Below are 12,370 nucleotides of genomic sequence, written 5' to 3' on the forward strand. Positions count from 1 at the left end.
AGAGGTGCTTTTCCTCGTGCGATTTGGTATGCTGTATTATGTTGTAATATTGTCGTAACATTTCTGTAACAGTAACGATGGAAAAGCCCCTATGCGGCTGTACCGATGCGTCGCCGACGTCAGCCTTGTATGCACCACACAACGTGGACAACTCCGCCTTTAGTCTAGGTTTTTTCACGACCTTTGGCTAACGAAAGACAGTACCTAAGTGCGTTCAGAAAGTGGCACATCTCCTTTATGATAGAGTTAACGTAAAGGAGAGCGGGGATTTTGCATGAAAAAGAAAGCTTGGATGTCCTACATGCTAGCTTGCAGCGGACTACTTTTGATCCCATTAGTAGGGCTCATTTATATACATTTAAATCAAGATAGTGGTACGGCTTACAGCCTAATGACCGATCTCGATCGACAGATTCCTTTTATCAAAGGTTTCGTGATCCCGTATTTATCCTGGTATGGCTTTCTTGCCGTAGGGTTCCTGTATTTAGTATATCGAGATCGCTGGAACTACCTCCAAACACTAGTCGAATTTATCATAGGTTTGCTTTTGTGTTATAGCGTCTATGCTATATATCAGACGACAGTGCCGCGACCGGACATTGTAGGCAGTGATTGGCTGCTGCGGACGGTGCAGTGGGTGTATCGCTCAGATGAACCGTTTAACTGTTTTCCCAGTACACACGTGCTAACGGCCTACCTGATGATGAGAGCCTATCTCCGATCGGTGCCGATTGCGATGCGATACAAAATCATAGCGGCAAGTATGGCCATTTTGATTATTGTCTCGACACTGTTCGTGAAGCAGCATGCGCTTTTGGATATTGTGGGTGCAGTGCTCGTGGCTGAGGGAGTCGTCTATGTAGTAGTGAGATGTAGAAGAGCGTGGTTGACAGGATCTATGGCTGCTAGTGCGCCGCAGGATAAGCTCGAAAGGGGACTAAAGCAATGAGACGAAAAGGGAAGCTTTTGATACTGACGGGCAGTCTGGGAGACGGGCACAATAAAGCAGCACAAGCGATTCTTGAGGCTGTTTGCCTGCACAAGCCGGATATGGAAGTGAAAGTGGTCGACTACTTGGCGTGGACACATCCTTACCTGCATGGGTTCGGCAAATACTGTTATATGCAATGGGTGAAAAGCTTACCCTCCGTGTATGGTTTTCTATATCACAAGACAAGACATGATACCGCGTTATCCCATATGTTCAAAAGAATGAAGTCGTTCAGCACAGACCGGATGCTGGATTTGTTAGAAGAAGAGGCGCCCACGGAAGTCGTGTGTACGTTTCCAGGTGCTGCGGCAGCCATGTCTTATCTAAAATGTAACGGCTTTACAACCGTGCCGACCGTGACGGTCATCACCGATTACACCGATCACAGCTACTGGATTCATCCGGGGACGGATAAGTATCTGGTAGGGGCAGAGCATGTGAAGCAGGCGCTTCTGAAGTATGCGATCCCAGAGCAGCGTATCGTCGTGACAGGGATTCCGATTCGAATGCCCTTCACACAAACTTACAATCGTGCCGAACTTCGTGATAAATACGGCTTGCATCGCGACATGCCAACAGTCCTTGTGATGGGCGGTGGGCATGGCCTGATCGGGAAGTCGTTCAAATCCGTGCTGCAATCGGATGAACTTGCGGTGCCTGTGCAATTTGTTTTCGTGTGTGGACGCAATGAGAAGCTCAAGCAGCATTTGGAAGAGGAGCTAGGAGGCTCCAAAACGCACCATCATGTGATGGTGACGGGCTTTGTCGATCATGTGCATGAGCTGATGGCGCTGTCTGATCTGATCGTGACGAAGCCAGGTGGGCTCACCGTTTCTGAAGCGCTAGCACTGGATCTGCCGATGATGCTGTACAAGCCGATTCCAGGCCAAGAGCAGGCGAACGCAGCCTATCTCGTTGGGATTGGTGCAGCCGTTGAAGTGAAGAACGCGGCCGAGATGAAAAGCCAACTGCTAGAAGTCATCGCGAATCAGTCCGTATTACTCAAGTTGAAAAAGAACGCACAAATGAGTCATCGTCAGCCTGATGTGCTTCACACCGTGGATGCGATTTTGGAAACGGAGCATCATTATCTTCCGATTCAGGATGGTTTACAATTTTCGTATGCCAATGTTTAAAATCATCGTTGAACTCAGGTCAACTACCGCAGCTCAATTTCGGGAACGACCGTGAACCGATTTTCAAGGTTGACCTCTGTCACATTTCAAACCCGACTCTTCTTCCTCCCTCTTTTTGGTGTGGAAAAAGGGTCATTTTGTTGTACCAGCCAATTCCTCCTTCTGAAAGCCTTCTTTCTCCCCTCTCCACACCCTCCCAACCCTCGCATTCGTCATGTTTCGCTTCTTCGTCAAGCTTTCTGTCAACAACATCTGTTTATCCTAATTACATAGTATTGGACCTGCACAGGTTGAATTACTTGACAAATGGATTTTGTCAATCTACTTTCTTTTGAACGTCATTTTCCAATCCAATATAGTTTGGTTACGCATGCAAACAATCACATTGAACCACTTACAATGGCAATTGCGAATGATTATTTCTTCTCCACGCAAAAGGAGTTCGTCTACCTCGAGGCGCTTCGCTTCACAGGGGCTGGCGGATTGGGGAATAGATGGACGCTGCTAGACGCAGAAGGAGCTACTTATCCTCCTGCATCGTCACGATGATATCTTGCGCATAGTTGCCGAAGTTTTTCCCGAAAAGCGTAACGCCACCACAATTCGCGGCCGTTTCTAAGGAGGCAATTCGGAAATGTATATCTTGCGAGAATAAGATGTTCAGGTCGTGAATCGTGGTCGCTGAGATTTGTGTGCCATCCAGAAAAGAGCCTTGCGGATTCACCGTAATAATTTTCAGCAGACCATGCTGCGTGTTGCCATTCCCCCACCAATCGGGGGAGAGCACGCCTCTGTGCTTGCCGAAATCACCAGGGCATGTCCACTGTCCGAGTGGCTTATCATTGATCGAAAAAGAAATATCCGAAGGCCAATTTTCGTTAAAGCCAGGCGCCTCCGAGCAAATCTCAAACGAAATTTCCAGCGAGCGAAGCTTCTGGTTGCTATGAAAGAAATTCGGGATGCGGTACTCAACATAGCCGCTGCCGAACCAGAGAATGCCAGCTTGTACATGCAGCGGATCCGCAAAATACCGCGGATCATCCAGCACCCCAATCAGCTGCGTCGAGGAGGCCAAACCGCACGTCGGGTTCACGTCGAAGGCCGAGTATTGGCCAATAGGGATTGCAATCGTCGTTGTTGGATGCTCATAAGGCTTCTTCGACTTAAACTGAAGTGTGGCTTGCTCAAGCTGCAGGTAGCAGATCTTTTGCGTGCCGCGCACACCAGTCACGTTCTCCGAACGGACAATGCCAGCCTGCTCGAGCTTCTGAATATGCTTCGTCACGATCGCCGATGAAATCTCCAGCCGCTGGGACAGCTGTTTAATATTTAACGGCGCTTCGCCTAATAGTTCAATCATCTTCACGCGAGTCTCCGAGGAGAAGCATTCCAGGAAGGGCATATTTTTGGATGAAACCTCAATTTGCATAGGGGAACCTCGACTTTACAGGCATAGTTTTCCTTATTGTATAACCTGTAGGTTATTTAAACAACTTGTTTGTGTGATTTTGATTATAAACTGTAATAAATTCATGTGCTCAACCCAGTATTTTCCCAAATTCGCAAAGACAACTTGCGTATGAGAGTAGAGCTAGAAGGCATCCCACGCTGCGCATCCACGCCAAGAACTTGGAGAGTGCAGGGAGGCTAAGATAGCTAGTTTGAAACAAGTGAGATTAACTGGGGCGGAAAGATGCAATTGTTGCGCTAGGAGTGAGTGGAAAGTAGCTAACCCCCTGAGATGTTGTATTCCATACAACATTATTCGGGCTTTCAGGGCTAAATCGCCCATGATGTTGTATTCTGTACAACATTAGTAGGCGTATTGCCCGAAAGTAGACCAAATCAGCCAATAATGTTGCACAAAATGCAACATAGGGACCCAAATGAGCTGTTTTCCATCAATAATGTTGTACAAAGTACAACTTGCGCGCACGGGAACTAGGAACAGCAGATAATCAGACGGGTGAGGAGGGTGGCCTCTCGTCCACCCCTCCTCACAACAACCGCTGCCAAGCCCCATCACTCAGCACATAATGCCGAGCATAAGCTCCACCGCCTGATTGCTTGTGGAGGACTCCTTTCGCAACAAGGCTGCTAAGCCACTTACGGGCTGTGCGAAAGTTAACCTCATAACAGATAATGATATCCTTCGGCCGGATGGGTCTGCTGAGATTGATGGCAAGCCGAAGTACTTCTTTTTCTTCTGGAGTCAATGTCGCTCCTGATGTTTGCCGAATGAGATGGGGGCCGATCACCAACTGGAGCAGCATACGGCACACTTCGGGACGGTTCTGGATATCGTCGAAAGAGAAATGAATCATCCGCCAGCCCATCCCTGTAAGAAAGGTGTCGCGATTCAGCGCATAGCTAAACTTTTCGCGATCCATGTCTTTGATGTGACTCTGAAATCCGTCGCATTCAATCCCGAAACGCGTTGAGGGCGTAAGGTAAGCGAAGTCGAGAAATTGGGACTTTCGATTCCAATCGTAGATCTCATACTCAGGATGCAGGTTGTCCAAGCTTTCGAATAAGGGCCACCATACCTGCTGCAGGAACAGCTTTTCAGCATGGTTGTGCCCACGAAGTATGCGCCCTTTTCGTTCTCCAGCACGACGAGCTAGGTGATCTTCGATAAAAGCTTTATGAGCTAGTACAAATGACATATTGCGCTGTTCGCCTCCTTTTATAAACAAAAAAACGCCCCTCAGCCAAATTGGCAAAAGGACGTTCTTCGTCTAAAAATAGTGTAACATGATGGCTGAGCTATGAGCTATTATTATTCTAAATATAAGTAATTCATAGGAGCAACGGCTTTCAACTGGGGAACGGGCCCTACCTGACAGCCGAAGCGAGCATCGTCGGAAACACCGTCGTGGTGTGGCACCCAGATATCGCTAAGCCAACTAAGGCGCGATATGCTTGGGCCAATTACACAGAGGCCAATTCCGTCAATGGTGATGGTTTACCAGCGGGAACATTCCGCACGCACGCTACGCGAAAATAAATAAGAAAACATCCTGCCAGAGGCTTCAATCGCCCCGAACAGGATGTTTTTCATTGTTCAGCGACCGACAGGAATCTCGCTCCACGAGCTGACCGTAGATCGCGATTTTCGCGGGACTGCCGCCATAGTCAATTTTACGAATCAGGAAATCAACCGCTTCATAGCCGAGCTGCTCACGCTGCACTTGAATCGTGGTCAATCGCGGGAGTATCATCTGAGCCGCCTCAATATCATCGAACCCGACGATCGATACATCCTCAGGTACGCGATACCCTTTGGCGATGAGGATTTGGACAAAAGCAATCGCGATCCGATCATTGGCGCAAAACCACGCCGTCGGCATGGAGGTCATGGCATCCAGATGAGCGGAAAGCTCCGCTGGGTTGGAGTTCAGCATATCTAAGGGTGAGGCACTAATGATACAGTGACTTGGATCAATGGTTAAGCCTGCGTCCGACATGGCATTCTGGTATCCGGTCCAGCGCTCCTTGAAGCTTTTCGTCATCTCAATCGCTCCGATGAAGCCGATCTGCCGGTGTCCTTGATCGATCAGATGCGAGACGATTTTGAAGGCTTCTTCTACGTTCGCGGTTACAACGGCATCAAGCTGCAGGTTGTCGTAGTAGTGATCAACGGTGACAAGCGGGATCTCCAGGTCATAAATTTTGCGCACATAGTTGAGAGAGAGGACGCCGACGAGCAGGACGCCTTGAAAAATAATTTCGTTGTACAGCTCAGGCAGCGTTAATTGCTCTTCCATCTCTTGCGTGACACTGCACATAATAGCGGTATATCCGTTCTCTTTGGCACGTTTTTCAATGGACCAGAACACTTCATAATAGAATATCGTATCATTCCTTATATACTCAGGTAGTAAAACGAGAAGGTTGCTGCGCTTCTTTTTATTGGATTTCGTTTCGGTACGGTAATTCAGCCGATTCGCAGCTTCAAAAACACGCGCACGCAGCTCCTCGCTGACGCCCGCTTTGTGGCTCAGAGCGAGGGAAACGGCATTTTTGGAAATGCCTAAGTGGTCGGCGATATCTTGCATGGACGTTTTGGTGTTCATGGGGGACGCTCCTTGTGCCTTGTGAAAGTAGAATCATAGTTGAAATTGTATAGTTACAAGTTATTTTTGTAAAGTTAAAATAAAGTAAAGTCAATTTACGTTTACACTCGTGTAAATCTGTTGGTAATCCAGATCAAGACAGAATAAACTTCGCTAGCTCATCTTCTCGCTCATCCGTCAAAGACTCCGAATTATTCCAATACAGGAGAGATGAGGGTTCCATCCGCCAAGTAACCTCTCTGCGCTGCAGCGAAGAATGGAATTGCTCCCAATTCTCCAATTTCCAGACATCCAAAGCGGATCCTCTCATACGAATACGCTCTTGATAAGCTTCCTCACTTGGTAAATAAACATAAATCACTCTGACACTCACGTCATGCACCGTAGCACCGATCCGAGCAAGCTCCCCTTCCAGCCACAGCGGGTCCCCCTGTTCCTTGGTAAAAGGCCCGATCACGATGGCATCCTGATCAACTGCGAGCTGTTCGAGCGCAGCATCCAGTGTAATGCGATACCCCAAATCACGGCAGTGTGCTTTGTAAAATGGCGAATCCCGATCATTCGGATCTTGCCCGGCAAGGGTCATGATCGCTTCTGCAGCGGGGCGCAGCAAGGTATCCATATCCAAGAAGGCCCCGCCACGTCGGCGCACCCAGGCCTTCGCCAGTGTTGTTTTGCCTGCTCCTGCAGGACCGATGAAAAAGATTAATTTGCGCATAGGTAACCTCCGAGAAAATGCGGTTAAAGAATGGTTTCATTAATTGTAACATACGGAAGTCAAGAGGTTCGCATGATCCAAGGGGAAGGGTATGTTTCCATGCTTCCGGCGCTGGTCAGTCATGCAGTGCGCTTCCTGCGAAGGAGTTGAAAAAAACCATCAGTATGCGCGGCAATTTGGCGCAAGCTGATGGTTTTCTTGTCTGCAAGGTGTGATCTTACTTTCTTATCACCGGTATCCATATTTCACTTCGAAACGTAGGCGAAGTAGTATCCTTATCCGCATTCCACAGCATTTCCGGACCCGCTATTTGCTCATAGTTAGAGGAGGGGAACCACTCCGAGTAGATGCGTCCCCAGACATTTTGCAGCGTTTCAGGGAAAGGTCCGATCGCATCGAAAACCGCCCACGTTGAGGCAGGCACGTCAAGCTGTGTTAGGTTTTCTGGACACGGGTTCGTCGTGGCGACGCCGATATAGTGATCGAGCTCCCCTTTTTCCTCCATTCGGCCTTCGGAGAAGTTTGTAGATGCGCTAATCAGTCCAAGTGGCTCGACATTTGAAAGCTGCTTAAGGGTAGTGATGATGTCCATATTCAAACTTTGCCACATTGCGGCAATTTCTGGGTTAACGCCGTTAAAGATAATCGGAACTCTTTTCTGAATACCGACAATTCCAAACGCCTCTTTTTCCTCAATACGATAATTCATTTCATTTCCCCCTTGGATGGTGATTTGGAAGGTCATAGGCGGATAGGCTTTCAATGATTGCCCATTATTCCTGGCCTCTGAGGGTGTAACCCCATGTAAATTTTGAAAAGATCGCGCGAACGAATCGGGTGAGTTGTACCCATATTTGATCGCCATATCAATGACCTTAATGCTGCTATCTCTAAGCTCAAAAGCGGCAAGCGTAAGACGCCTGCGGCGGATATACTCCGATAGTGGAATGCCTGCAAGGAAGGAAAACATTCTTTTGAAATGATATTCAGAGCATAAGGCCAGCCGCGCTACTTCTTTGGCATCTATCGTGTTCGTCAGGTTTTCTTCAATATACTTCATTGCACCGTTCATGTTTTTAAGCAAATCCATCGTTCTGACCTCCTATAACCATAGAATAGCAGGCATGGAAAGCTGACGCCCGACATTTCGTGCACAAGTATGTAGGACTTTTCGAGGGGGACGAAAAGGGAATACTGGTAGTCCATGGAATTTATTCTATATAGAAATTAATTAACCTTATTAAATAGAGGAGTAGATACGATGGAGATTACATGGAATCAATTTGTCATCAGTGATAATAAAGAAAGACTAGATGTAGATGTAATCAAAGGCTTCCTCTCACGAAGCTATTGGGCAAATAAACGACCGGAGGAGAGGACGTTGCGCTCGATGGAGAACTCCGTATGCTATGGCGTGTATGAGGGGCGCAAACAAGTTGGCTACGCTAGAATCATTACGGACCACGCGACTATGTATTATTTATGCGATGTATTTATCGATGAAGATTACAGGGGAATGGGGATCGGAAAGAAACTGGTTGAAAGCTTGACCACCTCCGATGAATATAAAGATCTCATGGGATTGCTCGGCACAAAGGATGCGCATGAGTTGTATAAGCAGTATGATTTTGAATCGGATACGGAACGGTTTATGCGGAGAGTACCTGATTATATACGAAATATGAAAAGTACGACGTAGAAATATCTGATTTTAATATAGATAGAAAGCAGGTCAGATCACCTATGACTCTACCAATCAGAGAAGCAACCATCGACGAATCCGATCTCATTTACCAAGTCATGTTAGCATCTTTCATTGAATACGATGGCAAGCTCAATCCACCTTCAGGTGCGCTTTCCGAAACGGTGGAACACACGATCAATGTGTTCAAAATCGGCGGCGGAGCGGCACTCGCATGCGAAGGCGCTAGGGTGGTGGGGTCAGCAAGGTATAAGCCCGTTGCTGATTATATGTATATTGGCAGGGTGTCTGTGCTTCCCGAGTTTCGGGGAAAAGGCATTTGCAAAGCCCTTTTACAATTCGTAGAAAACAAAGCGCGAGATCAGGGCATTAAGGAAACAAGAGTCGAGGTGCGGCTATCTATTCCGGAGAACATAACCATGTACCAGCGAATGAACTACGAGGTCATCGAGCACAAATTTTATCCGGAGCGGATAGATAGTTGGTATGTGATGCGAAAGTGGTTGTAGCGGCGCGTGAAGGAGGAGATGAGGGATGGTATTTAGGGCTAGGTTAATGACATTAAGTATTCTATTCCTTATAAATATGCTACTGCTTGTGTGCATCCATCTTTTTACGTTTAAGCCGCACGCCCACCAAGGAACTTCGGGGAATGGTAATTTGGGACTCTTTTTTGATGTGCTACTAATCCCCTTTTATATCTGGTTTCTTGTTCTAGGCAGTATCTCGCTTTATCGAATGGTTCCAACACATCTGATTACGAAAAGGAATCTGGTAATAGTCTCGGTCATTCTCGGCGTGATGTTCGTTTTTGCGCTAAATGGGCAGGTTCAATTTTATCAGGAACAGATCGTGAGTATTGGCGGGGATACGAAGAATCCAAGTTCGATCATTTATCGGTACGGTGCCTTGAATCAATATACGAATACCCTATTTTTCAACGGCTATACGTTTGTCATGGGGGTTTGCTTGGCCATTTGGACGGTATGTTTACTACGCTATGTCAAATATACAACACGTAGCTGACAGGTGATTTAATGTTGGGTATTTCACTCATGAATTTGAAGGGAGTCGTGTGGCGACGGTTTAATAGGATACGACGCTTTTTTCTTTTCCTTCTCCAGATGTAGTAGAATAGAGCCACAGCAACAAGAAGGGGAGTAAAATCGTGACGACAAGAAGCTTTAACGATTATCAATTAAGCGAGGATATCACTCGTGCTTTAACCACACTAGGCTATACGCAGCCGACGGATGTGCAGCATAAGGTGATACCGATCGCGCTGCAGGAGCGGGATCTTACTGTCAAATCGCGTACAGGGAGCGGGAAGACGGCGGCGTTCGGTATACCCATCTGCGAGATGGTGGAGTGGGAAGAGAATAGGCCGCAGGCGCTCATCCTGACGCCAACACGGGAGCTTGCCGATCAAGTGAAGCAAGATATGACCAATATCGGGCGCTTTAAGCGGATTAAGGCGGTAGCTTTGTACGGGAAGCAGCCTTTTGCCAAGCAGAAGCTGGAGCTGCACCAGAAATGCCATGTGGTTGTCGGTACACCGGGGCGTGTGCTGGATCATATTCAAAAAGGGACGCTGGACGTAGAGCGGCTGAAATACCTGGTCATTGATGAGGCAGACGAAATGCTGCGGATGGGCTTCATCGAGCAGGTGGGAGCGATCATTGATGAGCTGCCGACGGATCGGATGACGATGCTCTTCTCGGCTACGCTACCCAAAGATGTGGAGCAGTTGTGCCATCAGTACCTGCGCAATCCCATCGATATCGAGATTGAGACGCCAGAAGCCGCGAAGGTTCAAATCGAGCATTCCCTCATCACCGTTCGAGAGAACGATAAGTGGCCATTGCTGCAGAATGTTCTCGTTATAGAAAACCCAGATAACTGCATTATTTTCTGCCGGACACAGGAGCATGTCGATCACCTTTTCCGCCAGCTAGATCAACTGGATTTTCCGTGCGATAAAATCCATGGCGGCATGGTGCAAGACGATCGCTTCCTCGTCATGAATGCGTTCAAGCGCGGAGAGTTCCGTTTCCTCGTGGCCACGGACGTCGCGGCGCGAGGGATCGATGTGGAAGACATCACACATGTCATCAATTACGATCTCCCGATGGAGAAAGAGAGCTATGTTCACCGGATCGGTCGAACAGGCCGAGCTGGCAAGACGGGAAAGGCGATTACGTTCGTAACGCCGAATGAGGACAAGTTCCTCGCTGATATCGAGGGTTATCTCGGTTTCGAGATTCCGAGGAAGGATGCTCCCGATTCGGAGGAAGTTGCCGCGAAGCAAGCTGCCTTCGATCAGAAGATGCAGGCTACACCTGTCATCAAGCGCGATCGCAGTGACCAATTGAACAAGGGCATCATGAAGATCTATTTTAACGGTGGCAAAAAGAAAAAGATTCGCGCTGTCGACTTCGTCGGCACCCTCGCCAAAATTGAAGGGGTTACCGCAGAGGATATCGGCATCATCACGATTCAGGATAATGTGTCGTACGTCGACATTTTGAATGGCAAAGGGCCGATGGTGCTCAAAATCATGAAGAACACGACCATCAAGGGGAAACTATTGAAGGTGCATGAAGCGAATAAGTAGTACAGAGTGGAACCAGAATGCCATTAAGGCGTTCTGGTTTTTTGCCGTGCCTCATCCCTTTTTCAAATAGGAATCCACCCCGCAGGTTAAAATATTACTCGAAAGGGTCAATTCTGTGACTTATCCGTGAATCGCTCACAAGGTAGACTATAGAAAACACGACATGGGGTGAATTTCATGGCTAACCATATACAATCACAAGCAAGTAGTATGCCAACAACCAAAGTGAAGACGAAGCGGTCGAAGCAGCAAATTCGAGAGAATTTGGCCGGATATGCTTTTGTCAGTCCCATGGTACTCGGCTTAGTTGTATTTACGTTATTTCCAATTATTGCGTCATTCTTCTTAAGTTTCACGAATTGGAACTTTGTTGCTGGGTTCTCGAAGGTGGAATTTCTCGGGTTGGACAACTTTACAAAGCTGATTCATGATAGCGTATTCCTCCTTTCACTCAAAAACAACATGATTCTAATGATTGTTGTTCCCTTAACGCTTATTATTTCGCTTGTATTAGCGGTTCTGATCGATAAGCAAGTGTATTTCAAAGGATTTTTCAAAGTTATTTACTTCATTCCTTACATCTCCAGTGTGGTCGCGGTGGCAATCGTGTTCCAAGTGCTTTTCCATCCAACCTACGGTCCAATTAACCAGACGTTAATGGACTGGGGCTTCGTGAATCCGCCGAAATGGCTAGCTGATCCTGATTATGCGTTGTACTGTGTGATGGGCCTCATGGTTTGGATCAACATCGGATACAACATGATTATTTTTATGGCGGGGCTTCAATCCATTCCGAAAGATCTGTATGAAGCAGCGGATATTGACGGTGCATCGAAATGGAAGCAATTTTACAGCATTACCGTGCCTTTATTGTCACCAACGACGTTTTTCTTGCTCGTATCCGGCATTATCGGAACGTTCAAAGTATTCGATGTCATTTCCGTACTTACGAATGGTGGTCCTGCCAACTCGACGAGCGTAGTTGTGTACCGCTTATACGAAACGGCCTTCATTAATCTGCAATCCGGCTATGCTTCTGCCATGGCGATTGTGCTTCTGATTCTCGTTCTCTTGATTACGTTAATTCAATGGTTTGGCCAACGTAAATGGGTCAACTATTAAACAAGAATGGA

General features: G+C 47.3%; 14 protein-coding genes. 9 read left to right on the plus strand and 5 right to left on the minus strand.

Going from position 1 to position 12,370, the window contains the following annotated elements:
- Positions 1-274 precede the first annotated feature (274 nt).
- From AC58P7_RS15595 to AC58P7_RS15605, 3 genes are all read left to right on the plus strand, one after another.
- A complete protein-coding gene (locus AC58P7_RS15595) occupies positions 275-949 on the plus strand; it encodes a phosphatase PAP2 family protein (RefSeq protein WP_497344317.1) in 675 nt (224 codons plus the stop codon).
- A complete protein-coding gene (locus AC58P7_RS15600; protein ID WP_497344318.1) occupies positions 946-2,127 on the plus strand; it encodes an MGDG synthase family glycosyltransferase in 1,182 nt (393 codons plus the stop codon). The genes AC58P7_RS15595 and AC58P7_RS15600 overlap by 4 nt, the downstream gene beginning before the upstream one ends.
- Before the next feature lie 306 nt (positions 2,128-2,433).
- Positions 2,434-2,676, plus strand: coding sequence for a hypothetical protein (locus AC58P7_RS15605; RefSeq protein WP_497344320.1), 243 nt, complete (start codon positions 2,434-2,436; stop codon positions 2,674-2,676).
- Here AC58P7_RS15605 and AC58P7_RS15610 read toward each other — a convergent pair.
- Both AC58P7_RS15610 and AC58P7_RS15615 read right to left on the minus strand, forming a co-directional pair.
- The gene (locus AC58P7_RS15610; protein WP_497344322.1) at positions 2,648-3,556 is read right to left on the minus strand and encodes an ArsR/SmtB family transcription factor; all 909 of its coding nucleotides are present in this window, start codon (positions 3,554-3,556) and stop codon (positions 2,648-2,650) included. The genes AC58P7_RS15605 and AC58P7_RS15610 overlap by 29 nt on opposite strands.
- 568 nt (positions 3,557-4,124) lie before the next feature.
- A complete protein-coding gene (locus AC58P7_RS15615) occupies positions 4,125-4,793 on the minus strand; it encodes a putative endonuclease domain-containing protein (protein WP_497344324.1) in 669 nt (222 codons plus the stop codon).
- A 209-nt stretch (positions 4,794-5,002) separates the two neighbouring features.
- Here AC58P7_RS15615 and AC58P7_RS15620 point away from each other — a divergent pair, with 209 nt between their 5' ends.
- Positions 5,003-5,134: a hypothetical protein gene (locus AC58P7_RS15620; protein WP_497344326.1), complete on the plus strand. Its 132-nt coding sequence runs from the start codon at positions 5,003-5,005 to the stop codon at positions 5,132-5,134.
- A gap of 25 nt (positions 5,135-5,159) precedes the next feature.
- Here AC58P7_RS15620 and AC58P7_RS15625 read toward each other — a convergent pair whose 3' ends face one another.
- From AC58P7_RS15625 to AC58P7_RS15635, 3 genes are all read right to left on the minus strand, one after another.
- Positions 5,160-6,203, minus strand: a complete 1,044-nt coding sequence (locus AC58P7_RS15625) for a LacI family DNA-binding transcriptional regulator (protein ID WP_497344328.1) — start codon at positions 6,201-6,203, stop codon at positions 5,160-5,162.
- Between the two features lie 133 nt (positions 6,204-6,336).
- Positions 6,337-6,921, minus strand: coding sequence for a P-loop nucleotide/nucleoside kinase family protein (locus AC58P7_RS15630; RefSeq protein WP_497344330.1), 585 nt, complete (start codon positions 6,919-6,921; stop codon positions 6,337-6,339).
- Between the two features lie 217 nt (positions 6,922-7,138).
- A complete protein-coding gene (locus tag AC58P7_RS15635) occupies positions 7,139-8,011 on the minus strand; it encodes an AraC family transcriptional regulator (RefSeq protein ID WP_497344332.1) in 873 nt (290 codons plus the stop codon).
- Positions 8,012-8,182: 171 nt separating this feature from the next.
- On the opposite strand from AC58P7_RS15635, the gene AC58P7_RS15640 reads away from it, so the two are divergent.
- From AC58P7_RS15640 to AC58P7_RS15660, 5 genes are all read left to right on the plus strand, one after another.
- Positions 8,183-8,620 (plus strand): GNAT family N-acetyltransferase, encoded by a 438-nt coding sequence (locus AC58P7_RS15640; protein ID WP_497344334.1) that lies wholly within the window; start codon positions 8,183-8,185, stop codon positions 8,618-8,620.
- Between the two features lie 44 nt (positions 8,621-8,664).
- Positions 8,665-9,132 (plus strand): GNAT family N-acetyltransferase, encoded by a 468-nt coding sequence (locus AC58P7_RS15645; RefSeq protein ID WP_497344336.1) that lies wholly within the window; start codon positions 8,665-8,667, stop codon positions 9,130-9,132.
- A gap of 46 nt (positions 9,133-9,178) precedes the next feature.
- Positions 9,179-9,649, plus strand: a complete 471-nt coding sequence (locus AC58P7_RS15650; RefSeq protein WP_497344338.1) for a hypothetical protein — start codon at positions 9,179-9,181, stop codon at positions 9,647-9,649.
- Between the two features lie 142 nt (positions 9,650-9,791).
- Entirely contained in the window at positions 9,792-11,237 is a 1,446-nt protein-coding gene (locus AC58P7_RS15655) for a DEAD/DEAH box helicase (RefSeq protein WP_497344340.1), read from the plus strand.
- Positions 11,238-11,414: 177 nt separating this feature from the next.
- Positions 11,415-12,359: a carbohydrate ABC transporter permease gene (locus tag AC58P7_RS15660; RefSeq protein WP_497344342.1), complete on the plus strand. Its 945-nt coding sequence runs from the start codon at positions 11,415-11,417 to the stop codon at positions 12,357-12,359.
- The last annotated feature ends 11 nt before the right edge of the window (positions 12,360-12,370 follow it).

The sequence above is a fragment of the Paenibacillus sp. J22FR5 genome (assembly GCF_059691975.1).

Coding starts and splice junctions, on each gene's coding strand:
- AC58P7_RS15595 (WP_497344317.1), top strand. CDS start 275: ATGAAAAAGAAAGCTTGGATGTCCTACATGCTAGCTTGCAGCGGACTA.
- AC58P7_RS15600 (WP_497344318.1), top strand. CDS start 946: ATGAGACGAAAAGGGAAGCTTTTGATACTGACGGGCAGTCTGGGAGAC.
- AC58P7_RS15605 (WP_497344320.1), top strand. CDS start 2,434: ATGGATTTTGTCAATCTACTTTCTTTTGAACGTCATTTTCCAATCCAA.
- AC58P7_RS15610 (WP_497344322.1), bottom strand. CDS start 3,556: ATGCAAATTGAGGTTTCATCCAAAAATATGCCCTTCCTGGAATGCTTC.
- AC58P7_RS15615 (WP_497344324.1), bottom strand. CDS start 4,793: ATGTCATTTGTACTAGCTCATAAAGCTTTTATCGAAGATCACCTAGCT.
- AC58P7_RS15625 (WP_497344328.1), bottom strand. CDS start 6,203: ATGAACACCAAAACGTCCATGCAAGATATCGCCGACCACTTAGGCATT.
- AC58P7_RS15630 (WP_497344330.1), bottom strand. CDS start 6,921: ATGCGCAAATTAATCTTTTTCATCGGTCCTGCAGGAGCAGGCAAAACA.
- AC58P7_RS15635 (WP_497344332.1), bottom strand. CDS start 8,011: ATGGATTTGCTTAAAAACATGAACGGTGCAATGAAGTATATTGAAGAA.
- AC58P7_RS15640 (WP_497344334.1), top strand. CDS start 8,183: ATGGAGATTACATGGAATCAATTTGTCATCAGTGATAATAAAGAAAGA.
- AC58P7_RS15645 (WP_497344336.1), top strand. CDS start 8,665: ATGACTCTACCAATCAGAGAAGCAACCATCGACGAATCCGATCTCATT.
- AC58P7_RS15650 (WP_497344338.1), top strand. CDS start 9,179: ATGACATTAAGTATTCTATTCCTTATAAATATGCTACTGCTTGTGTGC.
- AC58P7_RS15660 (WP_497344342.1), top strand. CDS start 11,415: ATGGCTAACCATATACAATCACAAGCAAGTAGTATGCCAACAACCAAA.